General features: G+C 44.0%; 13 protein-coding genes, 2 tRNA genes and 3 rRNA genes. 5 read left to right on the forward strand and 13 right to left on the reverse strand.

Going from position 1 to position 20128, the window contains the following annotated elements; genetic code table 11:
• Positions 1-361 precede the first annotated feature (361 nt).
• On the reverse strand, positions 362-1516 hold the full coding sequence (locus tag IM676_RS07600) for a 5-(carboxyamino)imidazole ribonucleotide synthase (protein WP_200989632.1): 1155 nt from the start codon (positions 1514-1516) through the stop codon (positions 362-364).
• Positions 1513-2004, reverse strand: a complete 492-nt coding sequence (locus tag IM676_RS07605; RefSeq protein WP_200990122.1) for a pentapeptide repeat-containing protein — start codon at positions 2002-2004, stop codon at positions 1513-1515. Before IM676_RS07605 ends, IM676_RS07600 begins: the two co-directional genes overlap by 4 nt.
• Positions 2005-2600: 596 nt before the next feature.
• On the opposite strand from IM676_RS07605, the gene IM676_RS07610 reads away from it, so the two are divergent.
• The gene (locus tag IM676_RS07610) at positions 2601-2924 is read left to right on the forward strand and encodes a slr1957 family protein (protein ID WP_449658005.1); all 324 of its coding nucleotides are present in this window, start codon (positions 2601-2603) and stop codon (positions 2922-2924) included.
• A 79-nt stretch (positions 2925-3003) separates the two neighbouring features.
• Here IM676_RS07610 and IM676_RS07615 read toward each other — a convergent pair whose 3' ends face one another.
• From IM676_RS07615 to IM676_RS07640, 6 genes are all read right to left on the reverse strand, one after another.
• Positions 3004-4365 (reverse strand): hypothetical protein, encoded by a 1362-nt coding sequence (locus IM676_RS07615; protein ID WP_200989634.1) that lies wholly within the window; start codon positions 4363-4365, stop codon positions 3004-3006.
• A 174-nt stretch (positions 4366-4539) separates the two neighbouring features.
• Positions 4540-4657 (reverse strand): 5S ribosomal RNA (gene rrf / locus IM676_RS07620).
• Between the two features lie 58 nt (positions 4658-4715).
• Positions 4716-7540, reverse strand: a 23S ribosomal RNA gene (locus tag IM676_RS07625).
• A 256-nt stretch (positions 7541-7796) separates the two neighbouring features.
• Positions 7797-7869, reverse strand: a tRNA-Ala gene (locus IM676_RS07630).
• 80 nt (positions 7870-7949) lie between these two features.
• Positions 7950-8023 (reverse strand) — tRNA-Ile (locus IM676_RS07635).
• 123 nt (positions 8024-8146) lie between these two features.
• A 16S ribosomal RNA gene (locus tag IM676_RS07640) occupies positions 8147-9635 on the reverse strand.
• Together the 16S, 23S and 5S rRNA genes with 2 tRNA genes alongside form the textbook arrangement of a ribosomal RNA operon.
• A 309-nt stretch (positions 9636-9944) precedes the next feature.
• Between IM676_RS07640 and nadC the strand changes: the two genes are divergently transcribed.
• The 3 genes from nadC to IM676_RS07655 all read left to right on the forward strand — a co-directional run bounded on the left by nadC (position 9945) and on the right by IM676_RS07655 (position 13166).
• Positions 9945-10814 (forward strand): carboxylating nicotinate-nucleotide diphosphorylase, encoded by an 870-nt coding sequence (gene nadC / locus IM676_RS07645; RefSeq protein ID WP_200989635.1) that lies wholly within the window; start codon positions 9945-9947, stop codon positions 10812-10814.
• Between the two features lie 119 nt (positions 10815-10933).
• A complete protein-coding gene (gene argS / locus IM676_RS07650) occupies positions 10934-12700 on the forward strand; it encodes an arginine--tRNA ligase (protein WP_200989636.1) in 1767 nt (588 codons plus the stop codon).
• Between the two features lie 127 nt (positions 12701-12827).
• Positions 12828-13166: a hypothetical protein gene (locus IM676_RS07655; protein ID WP_200989637.1), complete on the forward strand. Its 339-nt coding sequence runs from the start codon at positions 12828-12830 to the stop codon at positions 13164-13166.
• 171 nt (positions 13167-13337) lie between these two features.
• On the opposite strand, the gene IM676_RS07660 is transcribed toward IM676_RS07655, so the two are convergent.
• The 4 genes from IM676_RS07660 to petL all read right to left on the reverse strand — a co-directional run bounded on the left by IM676_RS07660 (position 13338) and on the right by petL (position 17959).
• Positions 13338-14981, reverse strand: coding sequence for an acetolactate synthase large subunit (locus IM676_RS07660; RefSeq protein WP_200989638.1), 1644 nt, complete (start codon positions 14979-14981; stop codon positions 13338-13340).
• A 93-nt stretch (positions 14982-15074) separates the two neighbouring features.
• Complete coding sequence (locus tag IM676_RS07665) at positions 15075-16442, reverse strand: NAD-dependent succinate-semialdehyde dehydrogenase (RefSeq protein WP_200989639.1); 1368 nt, start codon at positions 16440-16442, stop codon at positions 15075-15077.
• A 206-nt stretch (positions 16443-16648) separates the two neighbouring features.
• Positions 16649-17674: an IS701 family transposase gene (locus IM676_RS07670; RefSeq protein WP_200990017.1), complete on the reverse strand. Its 1026-nt coding sequence runs from the start codon at positions 17672-17674 to the stop codon at positions 16649-16651.
• Positions 17675-17863: 189 nt separating this feature from the next.
• A complete protein-coding gene (gene petL / locus IM676_RS07675; RefSeq protein ID WP_200989640.1) occupies positions 17864-17959 on the reverse strand; it encodes a cytochrome b6-f complex subunit PetL in 96 nt (31 codons plus the stop codon).
• 109 nt (positions 17960-18068) lie between these two features.
• On the opposite strand from petL, the gene aroB reads away from it, so the two are divergent.
• Positions 18069-19160: a 3-dehydroquinate synthase gene (gene aroB / locus IM676_RS07680; protein WP_200989641.1), complete on the forward strand. Its 1092-nt coding sequence runs from the start codon at positions 18069-18071 to the stop codon at positions 19158-19160.
• 2 nt (positions 19161-19162) lie between these two features.
• Here aroB and IM676_RS07685 read toward each other — a convergent pair whose 3' ends face one another.
• Positions 19163-20092: a 1-aminocyclopropane-1-carboxylate deaminase/D-cysteine desulfhydrase gene (locus tag IM676_RS07685; RefSeq protein ID WP_200989642.1), complete on the reverse strand. Its 930-nt coding sequence runs from the start codon at positions 20090-20092 to the stop codon at positions 19163-19165.
• Positions 20093-20128 lie beyond the last annotated feature (36 nt).

Below are 20128 nucleotides of genomic sequence, written 5' to 3' on the forward strand. Positions count from 1 at the left end.
TGCACAAATATATCTTTCACTAGCTTTTTGACACTCCCCACGGCTAGAAGCCGGGGGATTCTTGCTTCACGGGGATTCCAATGAATTTACCCGCGCTAACGCGCCGCTCCGCTAACAGCAAGCATCTTGACCGTGTGCCCCACGGCTGCAAGTTTGCGGGTAAATGGTTCTTTTACTCGCTTCTACGATTATATCACTGTGGCTAAAGCCAGTCAGTCGCTCTAATGCGACTAAAGTCGCTAGCGCACTACACCCCCATAGTTAGAAACCAGGGGCACTGTGCGCGTTCTTTGGTAGGTTTTACCGGTACTGGGTGAACTATACACTGCTGTATTGTGATATTTGTCTATATTTGTGAGATTTAAACTCTATACCAGATAGATTCTATAGTTTGGGCTATATTGATAATGCTATCTCGGTTTTGATCATCTAATAATACCGTGACGTGTCCGAGCTTGCGCCCGGGACGTGATTCTGTTTTCCCGTACCAGTGAACGTAAGCTTGGGGAATCTCGGCTAACTTTTGACGCTGGTTCTGGTAGTCGCTTGTGGAAATTTCATACCCCAGCAGGTTAACCATTAGTGCACTAGTACAATGTAAATCAGGATTGCCTAAAGGTAAGCCACAAACCGCTCTCAAGTGCTGTTCAAACTGAGATGTTTGACAAGCGTCTAAGGAGAAATGGCCAGAATTATGGGTACGAGGGGCAATTTCATTGACCAATACTTTACCGGTGCGGGTAAGAAATAGTTCAATACCAAAAACTCCCACTACTTCCAGACTATTTAAAAGAGTATGGGCGATCGCTTCTATTTCTGCTGCTTGATTGGCTGTAATATCAGCTGGTGCAATCACTCGCCGACATACCTGTTGTTCTTGTTGGGTTTCTACCACAGGGTAAGTCACAACCTCACCTTCTACAGAACGAGCGGCAATTATTGCTAATTCTCGTTCAAAGGGGACAAATTCTTCTATTAAAAAGATAGTTTGACTTAAATCTTTAGTTGTGATATCGGAATTTAGCTTTTGCTGCAAAGACGCTAAATCTTTAATAATGAAAGTCCCTTGGCCATCATAACCATGCCGTCGGCATTTTAACACCAGGGGGAAACCCAATTCTGCTATTTGAGATGAGAGATTTGCTGGTTGTTCCAGGGCGAAAAATCGGGGAACGGGTAATCCCAAATCCTTTAAGTAGCACCGTTGGTCATACTTATCTAAAAGAGGGGTTAATGCTTCTAACCTGGGGCGAAAGCAAACACCGTGATTTTGGATTAAAGATAGGGAATCTAAATCAACAAATTCATTTTCAAATGTGATCACATCAGTTTTTTTTGCTAATAGCTCTGTAGCAATAGCATCATCAACCGGTGCCACAACCACATCCTGAGCTATAGTCACAGCAGGATCATGAGTACTCGGAGTTTGCACCACCAATTCTACTCCTAATTTTTTGGCAGCCCCCCCCATCATCCAGGCCAGTTGTCCACCACCAATTATACCAACACGCTTCATCGACATCCTAGAGAATAACGAGTTTCTACACCAGTTTTAGAGTTTACACCACTGGCTTTGTGGCACAGTTCTTTAATTTGCGCTCCATCCAAAATTGCATCTGTGAAATCGGCATTGTTGATATTCACATTAGTGAAGGTGGAGCGTAACAAAAGAGCTTCTGTAAGAATAGCATCGCTCAAATCAGCCCCTGTCAAGTTTACCTGATCCACCATAGCATTAGTTAAATCGGCTCCGTGGAGATTGGCTTGAGTCATCACCGAAGCACTCATCACTGCTCCCCGCAAGTCAGCACCTTCAAAGTTAGCTAATTCCATATTGGCGTTAGAGAACTCAGCCGCTTGTAAAATTTGTCCTGAAAAATCACGTCTGGCTAATTCTGCATTACTAAATGACATCGGATGAGTCCAATCTGCCCAGGCTGGTGGGGAAGCCTGGCAAAATACTATAATACCCACAATCAATGCTAGTCCTTGCTTCCAAAATATATTGGGTAATTGTTTTGACAACCAACCCAATGTTAAAAAGTCCTTAATCATCTTTGAGCTTACCCCATATAATTTTTTGTAAGAATCGGTTAAGGATAAAAAATACTTTTATTACCTGCCATAAGCATATAGGCGATCGCACCCAGACTATTGTTAAGTAATTTAATTCCAATGAATAGGGTAACAACTCCCTAAGTTGTAAAACAACTTAATTTTCTTGACATATTTTTAGGCTATATTTTGCCACACACATAATCAAGGGTATGACAATTATTAGCCATCCAAGATCCTACTCATAGGATAACCTACATACTTGGATAAGTTAACAACGGATCGCCCCAGTACTGACTTGTCAGTTCGCCGAGTCATTTACAATTCTTGATCTTAGCTTATACAAGTAAAGTTTATTGTATTTTGAGTGCAATAGGTACGATAAACTGTTAGTCTTTTAATGATGTGAGTAGTTAAGCAGTCGTTGTTTTTCCCAAATAGCTAGACCCTTCATATGTGGGGTCTTTCCTCTCAGTTGATAATCCTTTGTCAGCAACTTATATTTACCCACTAGAAAAATTCTACAAGTCTTAATTACCAAAAAGATTATGACTCATTACTCTGTTGATTGGATTGAAGAATGGTGCCAAGAAAATGGCTGGACAGAATTATTTGTTGAGCGACGGAATAGCTATTGGGCTTTTCCTCCGGGGGGAGTCATGCCAGAACCCATTCCCCATCATGTCCTCAACTTGATTAAAGCCGAAAAGGGGTTAACTGTTGAGGAAAAAGTATGGTCAGCATCGGCGGTAATTGGCACAATTTTAGCCATATTCTCCACATTTTTATTTAAGTGTCCTATGCCCTTAGTTTTGGCGTTCGCTTTTAACGCTGTAACTGTAGCTAAATTGGAAATTGAATATGACTAAATGTCTATACTTTGCATATTAACTGCGGTATTGGTTAGCTTTGTGAATAGCAGTTTTCTAGGGGGAAAATTGCCCATTGCTAGCCTGACTGAAAACCCTTTGTTGACTTCTTTCGTCTCTTAGGTTTGGGTAGAGATTTGTTAACTTCTGTTATGGCTTCTTGAAATAAATTGTGCAAATGTATAGGCACACTGGCAACCTCTGGCAAATCTGGCTCTATAGGTTTATCGAATTCCTGTAAAAGTGAATCCAATTCATTGACTAGCTTAAAGTCTGGACGTTGGAGAAAAACTTGCAATACCTTCTCCAGTTGATTTGGGTACTTTTGGGCTAAACGATGCCAGATAAAAGCATTAATACTTTGATCTTCCAGATAGTGGCGAATTAGTGTGTGATTACCTTCAATATCTTCCCCATCTTCATGTGAGAGAATTGCTTGGATTTTAGTATATGTTGGTAAAAACATTTGTCCCCAACGAGGATGGGAAATAGCCGTAACCTCTTGTGCTTTCCTCAGTTCAGCAGGTAAATTAACCTTGGGCATAACCATTTTAGTATTCCCGTTATTATTCTTACCTTTAAATATCTGAGAAACTATATTAGAGTCTGCACCAAATTCTTTTGCAGCGGTTTGTATTTCCTCTTCACTAACACCTGCTTCTGCTGCAATTTCTGCTAGAGATTGAGAAGGATCAATTCCTGTTGCAGCTAAATATGTCTCAGTAATTAATTCTTGAAATTCGGCAATTTTTTTATTCAGTTGATATCCGGGTAATGTAATTTCATCAGTGCCAAAAAACTCCACAAACTGCCGATGATATTTCACTACTGAGCCCCAAGCTTCTTGTAGTAAGTCAGGAGCATCGCTATAAAGATGATTTTTATAGTTTTCTTTGAAATTACCAATTGCTACAGCGAGTTTTGGTTTACCCAAGTTGCCCATAAGTATGTAGGGGCTAGAAAATATCCAGTAGCTATTGCTAAAGGGAAAAATACGAGTGAGTAATATTTCTCCCGCCTTCAACCAAGATAATCTTTGTATAGTTTGAGTATCGATTGGCTTGACAATGTAGTACTTATCTGTAAGCCAATTTCTGAACTCAAAGCCATCTGGTAAAACATTAGTGATGGCAAATAAGCCAATAAAACTATGATGCCAGTTATTGATTAAACTGCGTAGACTTAAGCCGTCGTAGATATAGCTCTCTGATAAATCCTGATGGTCTTCGATAAACAAATCTAAAGGTGATTTATGGTCAACTTTTCCTTCTACAATAAAGCTATCAATGATGAAGTCTTGCTGAATACTATCTCCAGTACCTTCGCGCAAATGTACCGCTGCATAACTTTCAAGTGCTTGTGCTAGTTGTCCTTCTGCACCCAAGACAAAATCAACTAACGCCTGTTTTAATTCGTGGGCTTGTTCTAATATTGCATCCACAAGTGTATTTTTTTAGCTGCAACAATTGTAGTTTAGGTTCTTTCGTATAGTTTTGGCATCTAGCGCTCGCTAGATTGCATTATCAGGTAGTCTCCCCAAAGAAATAAGCCAAGAAAAAAAACAAAAGCCCCTTCAACAGTAGAAGAGGCTCTTATTTATGGTATTGAATATAAAACCTGGCATCGAGCTATTTTTGCGGAGGGCTACCCCTCAACTATCGTGGCCGCTGCAGCGTTTCACCTCTGAGTTCGGGAAGGGATCAGTGTGGTTCCACCGCGCCATAGACACCAGGAAAGAGTGTTGGGTCACAGGACCCTGAAGACTGCAAGTAACGCGAAAACCAGAGTAATGAGGTCAAGCCCTCGGTCTGTTAGGACTCCTCAGCTACATACATTACTGTACTTCCACTTAGAGCCTATAAACGGGTGTTCTGCCCGTGACCTTACCTACTTAAGTAGTGAGAGCACTCATCTTGAGGTGGGCTTCCCACTTAGATGCTTTCAGCGGTTATCCGCTCCGCACTTAGCTACCCAGCGTCTACTCCTGGTGGAATAACTGGTACACCAGCGGTGCGTCCTTCCCGGTCCTCTCGTACTAAGGAAGGCTCCTCTCAATGCTCTTACGCCTGCACCGGATATGGACCGAACTGTCTCACGACGTTCTGAACCCAGCTCACGTACCGCTTTAATGGGCGAACAGCCCAACCCTTGGGACGTACTTCCGCCCCAGGTTGCGATGAGCCGACATCGAGGTGCCAAACCTCCCCGTCGATGTGGACTCTTGGGGGAGATCAGCCTGTTATCCCTAGAGTAACTTTTATCCGTTGAGCGACGGCCATTCCATTCTGTGCCGTCGGATCACTAAGGCCGACTTTCGTCCCTGCTTGAGTTGTCACTCTTGCAGTCAAGCTCTCTTTATGCCTTTACACTCGCCGCACGGTTTCCAAGCGTGCTGAGAGAACCTTTGCGCGCCTCCGTTACCTTTTAGGAGGCGACCGCCCCAGTCAAACTGCCCACCTGAAACTGTTCCTACACCCGCTGAGGGTGCTAGGTTAGAATTCTAGCTTCGCCAGAGTGGTATCTCACCGTTAGCTCCATACCCCCCACAAGGGGTACTTCTGTGCTTCCCACCTATCCTGCGCAAGCCAAGCCCGAACACAATTCCAGGCTACAGTAAAGCTTCATAGGGTCTTTCTGTCCAGGTGCAGGCAGTCCGTATCTTCACAGACATTCCTATTTCGCCGAGTCTCTCTCTGAGACACCATCCAGATCGTTACGCCTTTCGTGCGGGTCGGAACTTACCCGACAAGGAATTTCGCTACCTTAGGACCGTTATAGTTACGGCCGCCGTTCACCGGGGCTTCGGTCGTCAGCTTCAGGGCGAACCCCTGACCGACTTCCTTAACCTTCCGGCACTGGGCAGGCGTCAGCCCCCATACGTCCTCTTTCGAGTTAGCGGAGACCTGTGTTTTTGGTAAACAGTCGCCTGGATCTCTTCACTGCGACCCACTCTCGTGGGCACCCCTTCTTCCGAAGTTACGGGGCCATTTTGCCGAGTTCCTTAGAGAGAGTTATCTCGCGCCCCTTGGTATTCTCAACCTCCCTACCTGTGTCGGTTTCGGGTACGGGTAAGATGCTTTCATCACATTACCAGCTTTTCTTGGCACTTTCCTTCACCATGCGGAGTTCGTAAACCCCTCCCAAACCAATTAGGGTATGGCTATCTTTCATGCGTCCCTGGCAATGCTCCCACATCTTAGTCAGGGATTATTCACCCTGTGTCCATCGACTACGCCTTTCGACCTCGCCTTAGGTCCCGACTAACCCTCCGCGGACGAACCTGCCGGAGGAACCCTTAGGGTTTCGGGGCATTGGATTCTCACCAATGTTTTCGCTACTCAAGCCGACATTCTCACTTCCGTTTCGTCCACAGCTGCTCGCCGCTACTGCTTCTACCTATGACGGAACGCTCCCCTACCGATTAATTGCTTAATCCCACAGCTTCGGTACATCACTTAGCCCCGTTCATTTTCGGCGCAAGATCGCTTGACTAGTGAGCTATTACGCACTCTTTCAAGGGTGGCTGCTTCTAGGCAAACCTCCTAGTTGTCTATGCAATCTCACCTCCTTTCTCACTTAGTGATGATTTGGGGACCTTAGCTGGTGGTCTGGGCTGTTTCCCTCTTGACAATGAAGCTTATCCCCCACTGTCTCACTGGCAATGTGTGCTCTGGGTATTCTGAGTTTGTCTCGATTTGGTACCGGTCTCCCAGCCCGCACCGAAACAGTGCTTTACCCCCCAGATATATTCATTACCGCTGCGCCTCAACACATTTCGGGGAGAACCAGCTAGCTCCTGGTTCGATTGGCATTTCACCCCTAACCACAGCTCATCCGCTGATTTTTCAACATCAGTCGGTTCGGACCTCCACTTGGTGTTACCCAAGCTTCATCCTGGCCATGGTTAGATCACCAGGGTTCGGGTCTATAAACACTGATCTATGCGCCCTTTTCAGACTCGGTTTCCCTTTGGCTCCAGCATTTTCGCTTTAACCTACCAGTGCCTATAAGTCGCCGGCTCATTCTTCAACAGGCACGCGGTCATCCGTTTAATCGGACTTCCACTGCTTGTAGGCTAACGGTTTCATGTTCTATTTCACTCCCCTTCCGGGGTTCTTTTCACCTTTCCCTCGCGGTACTGGTTCACTATCGGTCACACAGTAGTATTTAGCCTTACGAGATGGTCCTCGCTGATTCACATGGGATTCCTCGTGCCCCATGCTACTCGGGATTCAGCTACTATCCTTGAGTTTTCGACTACAGGACTTTCACCTTCTTTGGTGCAGTATTTAGCTGCTTCGTCTAACCGCCAGATTCGATATCGCTGTCCCACTACCCCAAGGGATATATCCCTTGGTTTAGGCTCCTCCCCTTTCGCTCACCACTACTCAGGGAATCTCTTTTGATTTCTTTTCCTCCAGCTACTAAGATGTTTCAGTTCGCTGGGTTGGCTCTTTCCTGCCTATATATTCAGCAGGTAGTCTTTAGGGTTGCCCCATTCGGAAATCTCCGGCTCTTAGTTTGCTTCCAACTCCCCGGAGCATATCGTCGGTAACCACGTCCTTCTTCGCCTCTGTGTGCCTAGGTATCCACCGTTAGCCCTTATTAGCTTGACCACTTTACATTGGTTTTTCCACTGCAAACACTTTCTTTTGATTGTCTGTGTCTGCCTGCTTTTTTTCGCGTTACTATGCAGTTTTCAAGGTTCTGGCTGGATATAATTCCAGCAGTTCGATTGTGGGTACAATCAATTGCTGAATTTTTCCGGAATTATTATTATATCATACTTTGGTAATCAGTACGATGACATTTATATTTTTCCTGGACTTTTTGACCTAAAAGACATTCTTGCGTTGTCGTTTTTACACAAGGTGGAGATTAGCGGACTCGAACCGCTGACATCCTGCTTGCAAAGCAGGCGCTCTACCAACTGAGCTAAACCCCCATCTAACAACTTGTAATCTTTGGTTTGTCATTCATATTTAACTACTATTGACACACTTTTGATTACTGATTATTTTCAGGTGGGCCATCCTGGACTCGAACCAGGGACCTCACCCTTATCAGGGGTGCGCTCTAACCACCTGAGCTAATAGCCCATTATCCGAACCCAACCTATAGTTTGAAAGCTAACCGCAAATTTTCGCGACCGACCTAGGAATGACCATCTCAGTATCTATTTACTTTGTGTGTTCGATATCTGAGGGGTATAGGTCTCCCTAAAAGGAGGTGATCCAGCCACACCTTCCGGTACGGCTACCTTGTTACGACTTCACCCCAGTCACCAGTCCTACCTTCGGCGTCCCCCTCTCCTAAAAGTTGGGGTAACGACTTCGGGCGTGACCAGCTTCCATGGTGTGACGGGCGGTGTGTACAAGGCCCGGGAACGAATTCACTGCAGTATGCTGACCTGCAATTACTAGCGATTCCTACTTCACGCAGGCGAGTTGCAGCCTGCGATCTGAACTGAGCTACGGTTTATGAGATTTGCTTCACATCGCTGTGTCGCCGCCCTTTGTCCGTAGCATTGTAGTACGTGTGTAGCCCAAGACGTAAGGGGCATGCTGACTTGACGTCATCCCCACCTTCCTCCGGTTTGTCACCGGCAGTCTCTCTAGAGTGCCCATCTTCATGCTGGCAACTAAAAACGAGGGTTGCGCTCGTTGCGGGACTTAACCCAACATCTCACGACACGAGCTGACGACAGCCATGCACCACCTGTGTTCGCGCTCCCGAAGGCACTCCCACCTTTCGGCAGGATTCGCGACATGTCAAGTCTTGGTAAGGTTCTTCGCGTTGCATCGAATTAAACCACATACTCCACCGCTTGTGCGGGCCCCCGTCAATTCCTTTGAGTTTCACACTTGCGTGCGTACTCCCCAGGCGGGATACTTAACGCGTTAGCTCCGGCACGGCTCGGGTCGATACAAGCCACGCCTAGTATCCATCGTTTACGGCTAGGACTACTGGGGTATCTAATCCCATTCGCTCCCCTAGCTTTCGTCCCTCAGTGTCAGTTGCGGCCTAGTAGAGCGCTTTCGCCACTGGTGTTCTTCCTGATATCTACGCATTTCACCGCTACACCAGGAATTCCCTCTACCCCGAACGCACTCTAGCTGTGTAGTTTCCACCGCTCTGATGAGGTTAAGCCTCATTCTTTAACAGCAGACTTACATAGCCACCTGCGGACCCTTTACGCCCAATCATTCCGGATAACGCTTGCATCCTCCGTATTACCGCGGCTGCTGGCACGGAGTTAGCCGATGCTTATTCCTCAGGTACCGTCATTTTTTTCTTCCCTGAGAAAAGAGGTTTACAACCCAAGAGCCTTCCTCCCTCACGCGGTATTGCTCCGTCAGGCTTTCGCCCATTGCGGAAAATTCCCCACTGCTGCCTCCCGTAGGAGTCTGGGCCGTGTCTCAGTCCCAGTGTGGCTGATCATCCTCTCAGACCAGCTACTGATCGTCGCCTAGGTGCGCCTTTACCACACCTACTAGCTAATCAGACGCGAGCTCATCTTCAGGCAGCAAGCCTTTCACCTCTCGGCATATCCGGTATTAGCCACCGTTTCCAGTGGTTGTCCCCGACCTGATTGCAGATTCTCACGCGTTACTCACCCGTCCGCCACTATCTCCTAAGAGACCGTTCGACTTGCATGTGTTAAGCATACCGCCAGCGTTCATCCTGAGCCAGGATCAAACTCTCCGTTTTGAATTGTTTGTTTTAGCTCTTTTGACTGCTCTTTTTTAACTTCAGTCTAGTTAGTTTATTGATTTGACGCGGAATATTTGCTGTCTTATCGCTTTCAAACTATAATATTTTCATGGTTCGGTGTCCCTGTTTGATGCCGCTCTCGGCGCTCGTCTCTCAGGCACTTATCCAATATAGCGAGCGTCCCTAGCTTTGTCAACTCTTTTTTTCCCAAAATCTCAACTTTTTTTTTCATGTCTCTGAAAGTCTTGTGTAGCAGGCTGTTTGAGGTATAGTGTGTCTGGAAAATAAAATGAAAGTAATTAAGTTGTGAGTAAATTCGGTGTGTTACCGCCAAGTTTAGTTCTAGATCCTTTACTGCGTGGCTGGTTAGTGGAAGATATTGGTCGTGGCGATCGCACTACCCAGTCTCTTTTATGGAAACATGGAACCACAGGAAGAGCTACATGGATCGCTAAAGCACGGGGGATAATTGCGGGCTTACCAGTTGCAGCCAGAGTCTTTGAGCTTCTAAATGAAAAAGTGAATTTTGAGCCTCTTGTAAGTGAGGGTGCAAAGTGTGAACCAGGACAAGTCATAGCAGAAATTCACGGTTCTCTAGATGCGCTGCTCATGGGTGAACGGGTTGCGCTGAATTTGGCTATGGGGTTGAGTGGAATTGCTACTCTCACACATATATATGTAGAGCAAATAGCAGATTTACCGGCTCAGTTTGTGGACACCCGCAAGACTACACCAGGGCTGAGATTATTAGAAAAGTATGCATCTGCGGTAGGTGGGGCGGTAAATCACCGCATGGGTTTGGACGATGCTGTAATGATTAAAGATAATCACATTGCTGCTGCTGGGGGAATTGGTGAAGCTATTACCCGAATTCGTTCCCAGATACCCTATCCTCTGACTATTGAGGTAGAGACAGAAACCCTAGAAGAAGTGAAAGCGGCCTTAGAACATCAAGCCGACATTATTATGTTGGATAATATGCCTGTAGAGACAATGGGTCAAGCAGTGCAGTTAATCCGTCAGCATAATACTAGGGTAAAAATAGAAGCTTCGGGAAATGTCACCCTAGAAACTATTCGCACTATTGCTGAGACTGGGGTTGACTATATATCTAGTAGTGCGCCCATTACTCAATCCAGGTGGTTAGATTTAAGTATGAAAATTTCAGGTAAATGAATCGCCCGATAGCATAGCCTGGCGTAAGCTGCACTAGTTAGAGCTAAAATAGTCAAGTTTTACAGAAAGTCTCATCATTAGGCGGCCGATAGCCTTCCATAAACAGATAACATTCATATATGAACGCTACACAAGAACAACTAAAACTGAAACTTCAGCAGGGTTTAGTGGCTGCTTTTGGCGGTGACTACGCGGGAGTAGACCCGATTTTAGTGACTGCAAGTAATCCTAAATTTGGTGACTATCAAGCAAATGTGGCTTTGTCCCTGAGTAAAAAATTAGGACAGCAACCAAGGGCGATCGCCTTGGCTATCGTAGAGAAATTGGATGTATCTGAGTTTTGCGAAACCCCAGAAATAGCAGGTCCTGGTTTTATCAATCTCAAGCTAAAAATTTCCTACCTAGAAACACAACTCAAAACCATTCAAGCTGATTCCAGATTGGGAATCCCAAAGGCCGAGACACCAAAACGAGAAATTGTCGATTTTTCCAGTCCGAATATTGCTAAAGAAATGCACGTCGGACACTTGCGCTCTACAATCATTGGTGATGCGATCGCCCGGATTTTAGAATTTCGGGGGCATAATGTTTTGCGGTTAAATCATGTCGGTGATTGGGGTACACAGTTTGGGATGTTAATTACCTACCTCAGAGAGGTTTACCCGGAAGCCCTGACCACTGCGAATGCTTTAAATATTGGTGATTTAGTCAATTTTTACCGCCAAGCTAAACAGCGCTTTGATGAAGACGAAACTTTTCAAGAGTCAGCAAGAAAGGAAGTCGTGAGATTACAAGCAGGTGCAGAAGACACCCTTCATGCTTGGAAACTACTGTGCGAACAGTCACGCAGAGAATTTCAGGTAATTTATGATCTGCTGGATGTGCAATTAAATGAACGGGGAGAATCTTTCTATAATCCCTTACTTCCCTCTGTCGTGGAAGATTTAGCCACATTGGGGATACTGGAGGAGAATCAAGGAGCTAAGGTAGTTTTCTTAGAAGGCTTCACTAACAGAGAAGGTGAACCACTACCTTTAATTGTACAAAAATCCGATGGTGGTTATAACTACGCCACAACAGATTTAGCAGCTTTGCGTTACCGAATTCAAAAAGATCAAGCACAACGCATAATTTACGTGACAGATTCTGGACAAAGTAACCACTTTGCCCAATTCTTCCAAGTCGCTCGTAAAGCGGGATGGGTTCCTGATGATGTGGAACTAGTTCATGTTCCCTTTGGTTTAGTCTTGGGAGAAGATGGTAAAAAATTTAAAACTCGTGCCGGTGATACCGTAAGATTACGGGATTTATTAGATGAAGCTGTGATTCGTGCCCGTAAAGATTTAGAACGCAGATTACAAGAAGAAGAACGCCAAGAACCTGAAGAATTTATCAGTCAAGTCGGCCAGGTAGTTGGTATTAGTGCCGTAAAATATGCTGATTTAAGCCAAAATCGTACCAGTGATTATATCTTCAGCTACGACAAGATGTTGGATCTTAAGGGTAATACTGCACCCTATATGTTGTACGCTTATGCACGGATTCAGGGGATTAGCCGCAAGGGAGGAATTAATTTTGCTCAGTTAGGAGATAATCTTCAGGTATTGCTACAGCACCCCACTGAGTTAGCTTTAGCCAAGTACTTACTACAGTTAGGTGAGGTGATTAGTACTGTTGAGGAAGAGTTGCTACCCCACCGTTTATGTGAATATTTGTATGAGTTAAGTAAAAAGTTTAATCAGTTTTATGATCGTAACCAGGGGGTAAGGGTGCTGGAGGCTGAGGAACCACTGCGGACATCCCGGTTAATCTTGTGTGATTTGACGGCTAGAACCTTGAGGTTGGGTTTAGATTTGCTGGGTATTCCCGTGTTGGAGAGGATGTAAGCAGATTGGGTGGCGGTGGCCCATAACTATGCAACGGTGGAGGCTCCTGCGCTAAAATGAGGGCATTGGGGTAAAAATCTCTGCCAATAGTTTGATTAGATCACCAATTTTACCCAATTTACTTACAATGTCTCAAGAGCATAACGAATCTAGCCAAATTCGACAGATGGCTAGTCTTAAACCCAAACATTTTGCTGATTTAATTAGAGCTGCTCAGTTGATTTTTGATCCGGCCGCGGGTACAGCAGGTAGACGTGTGAAAGTCAACTGGGAGGATTTTGGCATTCCCCATGATGTTCAGAATAATCTCAAAGAACTTGGTTTAAAATATCAGTATGCTTCTCCTCACATTCCCGGTGATGTCATTTGGGGTCAATTAACTCCGGAAACTAGGGTCTGGTTTCTTGAGAATAAGGATAATTTATGGCGGTTTGAAGAGACTTTTCCGGCACTGGATGAGGACTAAGATTAGGCCTGTATTGTCTCAGTTGAGACGGATTAAAGGTTGACTTTCCCGGGAAATTGCAGGTCAATTAGGAATCTCAATAGGCATAGAATTTGATGCGGGCTTGGGGCCCGCTATGACTGCAAAGTGCTAGAGAAAATGTGTTGTTTAAAGGTGTGCAGGGTTCATGGACTAAATTGTACAGTTTAATTCGCCGGCTTTTTGGCTAAAGCGGTGATTTTCGCGGTAGTCTACGGGACAATCGATAACAGCAGGTACATCTTGGTTGAGGGCTTCTTTGAGTACGGGGATTAAATCAGTAGCAGATTCAACTCTATAACCTTTTAACCCCATACTTTCGGCTAATTTGACAAAATCAGGATTACCAAAATGGACAAAGGATGAGTTACCTGTGCCAAATTGATTTTCTTGTTTCCATTCAATTAAGCCATATCCACCATCATTAAAAATTAAAGTGACAAAGGGAGTACCCACTCGTAAGGCTGTTTCCAATTCCTGACAATTCATCATAAAGCCACCGTCCCCAGTCGCTGCTACAACTTTGCGGTTAGGATAAACCAGTTTTGCGGCTAAAGCGCCCGGAATAGCAATCCCCATGGCGGCAAAACCATTAGAAATCAAGCAAGTATTGGGACTATGACAGTGATAATGTCTAGCAATCCACATTTTATGTGCGCCCACATCAGAAATGACGATATCATCTGGCCCCATGACTTGGCGTAAGTCATAAATTAATTTTTGGGGTTTAATGGGAAAACCATCATCGTGGGCGTACTGTTCGTAATCAGCACGAATATTTGCCCTTAAGCCAATAGCATAGGGATTTGGTTTACTTTGTCTATCTGCCAATTTTAAAATTTCATTGAGGGAATCGGAAATATCTCCGATTACTTCCACCTGGGGAATATAACTGCTGTCAATTTCGGCTGAGTTGGCGGCAATATGAATAATGGGAATATTACCTTGAGGATTCCATTTTTTGGGGGAGAACTCGATTAAATCATAGCCAATGGCAATTACCAAATCTGTATGATCAAAGCCACAAGTAATGAAATCTCTTTGCTGTAATCCCACTGACCATAATGTCAATGGATGAGTATAAGGAATTACGCCTTTGCCCATAAAAGTATTAGCCACTGGTATATTCATTTGGGTGGCAAATTGGGTAACTGCATCACTGGCATGAGCGCGAATTGCTCCGTTACCTACTAAGATAATGGGGTTAACTGCTTGGGAAATGGCCGCCGCCGCAGCGCGAATACAAGCAAAAGAAGCATAGCTTTTTTCGATATTATCCTTTTGTAAAGGTTTGCCTTCCGCCGGCATAGCGGCAATATTTTCTGGTAAATCAATGTGCACTGCGCCGGGTTTTTCAGTTTGCGATCGCTTAAATGCTTTACGTACCACTTCGGGTGTAATACTGGGGCGGACAATCTGCTTATTCCACTTAGTCACAGGTGCAAACATTGCTACCAGATCCAAATATTGGTGGGATTCGATGTGCATTCTATCGGTTCCCACCTGACCAGTGATTGCTACTAAAGGCGCACCATCGAGATTAGCATCTGCGACCCCTGTCATTAAGTTTGTCGCCCCAGGACCGAGGGTAGAAAGGCAAACACCAGCTTTTCCGGTCAAGCGTCCGTAGACATCGGCCATAAATGCGGCACCCTGTTCATGACGAGTGGTAATAAATTGAATGGAAGAATGTTTCAGCGCTTCTAAAACGTGCAGGTTCTCTTCACCGGGAAGACCAAAAACATATTGTACCCCTTCATTTTCTAGACACCGCACCAACAATTCAGCTGTATTCATTTTATTTCCTCAGTTGTTATAAATAAGGTCTGGGAACTGAGTATTGGGAAGAAGAGTAAAATATCTGCCCACACCCAATGATTAATGAGTTAGTTAGTTCACCCACACGGTTTTGACATTGACGAACTCATGTATACCTTGAATACTCAACTCTCTACCGTATCCAGACCGCTTAATACCACCAAAGGGTAAGCGGGGGTCAGATTTAACCATGCTATTGATAAATACGGCACCTGCTTCAATTTGGGTGATCAGCTGCTCAAATTCTTGATGATTATTTGTCCAAGCACTAGCACCTAAGCCGAAAGGTGTAGCATTAGCTAGTCTAATGGCGGCATTAATATCTGGTACACGGAATAATAAGGCAACTGGCCCAAAAAATTCTTCCTGGGCGATCGCACTATCTGGGGGGACATCTGTAATGATGGTAGGCGGGTAAAAGTTACCAGCCAGATGTGATAAAGGATGTCCACCGGTCAGGAGTTTACCACCAGTTTTAATGGCAGTTTGCACCTGTTGATCTAAGTCTTGGAGAATACCAGGGGTTGCTAATGGACCTATATCGGTATCTGGCTGCATGGGGTCGCCTACTTTCAGCCCCTCAAATTTGTCTAGAAGTAACTTTTCAAACTCAAGAGCGATGGACTCCACAATAATAAAGCGTTTTGCTGCTATGCAAGATTGCCCGTTATTCAACATCCGCGCTGTGGTTGCTGTGGCCACTGCGGTTTCTAAATCAGCACTTTCTAAGACAATAAACGGGTCACTACCCCCTAATTCTAGAACAGTTTTTTTAATTTGTTGACCTGCGGCAGCAGCCAAGGATGCCCCAGCTGGTTCACTCCCAGTTAAGGTCGCAGCTTTTACCCGGTCATCAGCCATGATAGCGGCTACTTTGGGCGCACCTATTAACAGGGTTTGAAAAGCGCCTGGAGGAAAACCAGCCCGATGGATAATATCCTCAATGGCCAAGGCACACTGGGGCACATTAGATGCGTGTTTCAGTAAGCCCACATTACCCGCCATTAGGGTAGGTGCGGCAAAACGAAACACTTGCCAAAAGGGGAAATTCCATGGCATTACAGCCAGAATTACACCCAGAGGCTGATAGCGCACAAAACTATGACTAGCATCGGTGGGGATGGGAACATCAGCTAGAAAACTTGGCGCGTGTTCAGCATAATATTGACAAACCAGGACACATTTTTCTACTTCTGCGATCGCTGCTTGATAAGGTTTACCCATTTCCAGGGTGATTATTTTCGCAAAATCGGCTTTTTCTTGCTGTAGAATGGTGGCAGCTTTTTCTAGCCATTGCGATCGCTCCGAGAAACTGGTTTGGCGGTACTGTGCAAAAGTCCGACCTGCCAAATCCAGTTTAGAGGCAATTTCTGCATCTTTGAGTGGCTCAAAGACTTTGATTGTCTCCCCGGTGGCGGGATTAATGGTGGCGATAGCCATTGCCTGACCTCCCGTTAAATTTCATATCTATATTTCCAGCGGAAATATAGCTTGAGGTAGCTTCCTAGTGTTACACATATCTATTATGGAAGCTATACCCAAATTTTATGATTTTACTCAGGTTCTATTTTTGAATAGGGAATAACCGCAATTATTTTTATATTTAATAGGACTTACGCATTGACAAAAAATATGATCTATGATATCTAGATCATGCGATCGCTATTAAGATTAGCAAAAATATGCTCACGTACAACTAAAGTAAACAGATTCCGTTGTATTTCATACCAATTGCTAATTATTTTTTCAGAGCGCATAAACTCCAACTTAACAAAAGCTTGAAGTGAACAAAAGATGTGAGTCTTAATTGCATGAGTATCCCTAACCATGAACCGACAAATTCCACATACTTGTTTTATGGCTCGATGAAAGGTTTCAATTCCCCAATGAGTATCATGAATTGTCATAAATTCATTTCTAGTTATATCCTCGATTCTTTCCTCATCTGGAAGATACAAAATATAGTGTCTAGAGTCTTCTTTTTTAAAGTCTTTCCTAAACAACTTTATAAATCCAAATTCTTTCAGATGAGTCCTTAATCCTTCTTCGGGAATAGCCAGAGTGCTTACTTGACAATACTTGTGTGGCTCATTTGAAACAGTTCTATTTTTTTCAATTCCGAAGAGAAAACCCAATTTCTGGTTTTTTAGGAATTTCAAATTTTCTACTCCTGAATACCAACTATCACCTGTTACAATTCTGGGTTTGACTCCCCAGCTTATTATTTCACTTACCATTTCTCTAAAATAATCGTTTTTTGTTTTTCCCTCCTTTTTATCATATATTCTGTAATTTATTGGCACTGAATTACCATGAATATCACTGTAATATAGAGTGATTAAATTTAAGCCAATAATTGTTTTATGGGCTTTACCTGACCAAAAATAACCGATTAATTCAGCATTTTTGGGGTCGCTGTAAATCTTTTCTATCACTGTATCATCTACACTTAGTATTCCTCCTACCAAGTTAATAACTTTTTCTATAATGTTGAATAAATCTTTCGGTTCATATCGCTCTCTCAATAAAAAGCGATTCACACTATCATGTGAAACGTCTCCTAATATCTCTGCTAACCTACTGCACCCCCCAAACTTTGGCTCTGACAGTAAAAATAAGGTGTATAGGTCTAGATTGCATTGCGCTGTGGATGGTTTCGTGATTTTTCTAATTGTCTGATACCTAGCAAGTAGACGACCTATATTTATCAATTCACTATTTTGTTATTCTGTCAATGCGTAACTCCTATTTAAATATACTTGGCTAATAAATAATTTTTGTTAAATTAAATACATTATGCCATATAATAACTTCACCCCCAGCCCCACTCCTGGGTCAGGAGAGGGGAAATTGGGAGGAGCTTAAATTAGTTTGACAGCACGCAAACCAAATAGCAGACCTACGGCTACGCCCATGAATAAGGCCAAAAAGCCAATATAAGCTATAACTCCAAACATTGATTCTTCTCCACAATAGGGCACTACATATATATTGAATCATGGGGAATGGGGAATGGAAAATATAGTATTCTTTAATTTCCCACCATCGCTTATTTGACTTTGGGTAATGACCTCTGTAATTAACGTAAGTCTACCGCACCAATCTTACGAGATTGCGATCGCACCATCCAGTCTAGATCAACTGGGTGAAAAAATGGCCACACTCAACTTAGGTAAAAAAGTCTTAGTTGTTTCTAACCCCAGCATTTTTAAACATTATGGTGAGAAGGCAGTAAAATCTCTGACATTGGCTGGTTATCAAGTAGCCAGTTACAATCTCCCACCAGGTGAACGTTACAAGACCCTCAACTCTATTCAAAAACTTTATGATGTTGCCTTAGAAAACCGTCTAGAACGTTCCTCAACCATGGTAGCTTTAGGTGGCGGAGTCATTGGCGACATGACAGGCTTTGCTGCAGCTACCTGGCTGCGAGGTATTAATGTAGTACAAGTACCTACCACCCTGTTAGCAATGGTAGACTCAGCTATTGGTGGTAAAACCGGTGTAAATCATCCTCATGGCAAAAACTTAATTGGGGCTTTTCACCAACCGCGATTAGTATTAATTAGTCCAGAAACCCTCAAAACCCTGCCCATGAGGGAATTTCGGGCTGGGATGGCAGAAGTAATTAAATACGGTGTCATTTGGGATGCCGAATTATTTGCCCAGATGGAAGGGAGTAAACACCTGAATCAACTCCGCTATATGAAGCCGGAATTTATAGAATACATATTAACCCGTTCTTGTCAAGCAAAAGCTGAGGTAGTAGCCAAGGACGAGAAAGAAGGGGGACTCAGAGCAATTCTCAACTATGGACATACCATCGGTCATGCTGTGGAAAGTCTGACAAACTATCGTTTACTTAAACATGGCGAAGCCGTGGCTATTGGTATGGTAGCAGCTGGACAGATTGCCCTAGAACTAGGAATGTGGACACCTGAAGATAGTAAACGGCAAAACGCACTAATTGAAAAAGCCGGTTTACCAACTCGACTACCAGAGGGTTTAGAGATTGAGGCAATTATTGATACACTACAACTAGATAAGAAAGTCAGGGACGGTAAAGTTAGGTTTGTCTTACCCACCCAAATGGGTGTGGTGACAGTTACCGATGAAGTACCCACAGAAACTATCCGCAGGGTATTGCAAAGTATGTAGGGTTACCCACCTTTAAGGCGCTGTTCCATACCAATATTGCCTTGCAAGCCCCCTGTGTGCAAGAGTAAGATGCGATCGCCCTTGGCAAACACTCCCTGTTGGAGTAAATTCATCACACCATAGAACATTTTTGCAGTATATACGTAATCAAGTTGGATGTGGTGTGAGTTTTGAAATTGCTGACTGAACATAAGGAGATGATTATTAACCTTTGCATAACCACCAAAGTGATAATCATAGATTAATTTCCAAGGTGCGGGGGAGTAAGTTGGTGCTGGTAGTCCAGAGTTTAGATACTTCTGGATCAGGTTATGGATTTCCTGAGCGAGAAATTCTGCATTTTTGAGCACGGGAAAACCAATTACTCGTTGTTCTGGATTTAGGGAAAGTACAATACCCGCTAGGGTTGTACCTGTCCCGCAAGCCAAGCAGATAGTATCAAATGCGCCTGCATAATCCACTATCTCCATACAACCGCGTACCCCGTTCAAATTGCTACCACCCTCAGGAATAATAAATAGGTCACCAAAAGCTTGTTTTAACTCCCCGTGTAATTCTATGCTGTGCTTGCTTCTGTAACTCTCACGATTCAGGTAAACTAGCTGCATACCCTGCTGTACAGCAAAACTCAGAGTTGGGTTGAGTGGTAAACTTTCATGTCCACGAATCACCCCAATACTACGGAAGCCAAAGAGATTACCGGCTGCGGCTGTAGCAAATATATGGTTAGAATAAGCACCACCAAAGGTAAGAATAGTCCTACAATTTTGCTGATGGGCTTCCCGGAGGTTATATTTTAATTTAAACCATTTGTTACCGTTAACCAATGGGTGCATGGAATCGAGACGTAGTACAGATAAATCTACACCAGCGCCTCGGGTAATCTCATTTTCTATTTTCTCAGTTACAGGGGCAAAAAACGGTAAAGACATAGATAAAATTTGACAGACGCAAAAAGCAGAAAATCA

The sequence above is a fragment of the Anabaenopsis elenkinii CCIBt3563 genome (genome assembly GCF_015245355.1).
Taxonomy (GTDB): Bacteria; Cyanobacteriota; Cyanobacteriia; order Cyanobacteriales; family Nostocaceae; genus Anabaenopsis; species Anabaenopsis elenkinii.

What these genes read in the sequence shown, in the direction of transcription:
- petL (WP_200989640.1), bottom strand. Translation starts at nt 17,959, where the DNA reads ATGTTTGGAGTTATAGCTTATATTGGCTTTTTGGCCTTATTCATGGGC.
- IM676_RS07660 (WP_200989638.1), bottom strand. Translation starts at nt 14,981, where the DNA reads ATGAATACAGCTGAATTGTTGGTGCGGTGTCTAGAAAATGAAGGGGTA.
- IM676_RS07655 (WP_200989637.1), top strand. Translation starts at nt 12,828, where the DNA reads ATGTCTCAAGAGCATAACGAATCTAGCCAAATTCGACAGATGGCTAGT.
- aroB (WP_200989641.1), top strand. Translation starts at nt 18,069, where the DNA reads ATGACCTCTGTAATTAACGTAAGTCTACCGCACCAATCTTACGAGATT.
- IM676_RS07685 (WP_200989642.1), bottom strand. Translation starts at nt 20,092, where the DNA reads ATGTCTTTACCGTTTTTTGCCCCTGTAACTGAGAAAATAGAAAATGAG.
- IM676_RS07665 (WP_200989639.1), bottom strand. Translation starts at nt 16,442, where the DNA reads ATGGCTATCGCCACCATTAATCCCGCCACCGGGGAGACAATCAAAGTC.
- IM676_RS07600 (WP_200989632.1), bottom strand. Translation starts at nt 1,516, where the DNA reads ATGAAGCGTGTTGGTATAATTGGTGGTGGACAACTGGCCTGGATGATG.
- argS (WP_200989636.1), top strand. Translation starts at nt 10,934, where the DNA reads ATGAACGCTACACAAGAACAACTAAAACTGAAACTTCAGCAGGGTTTA.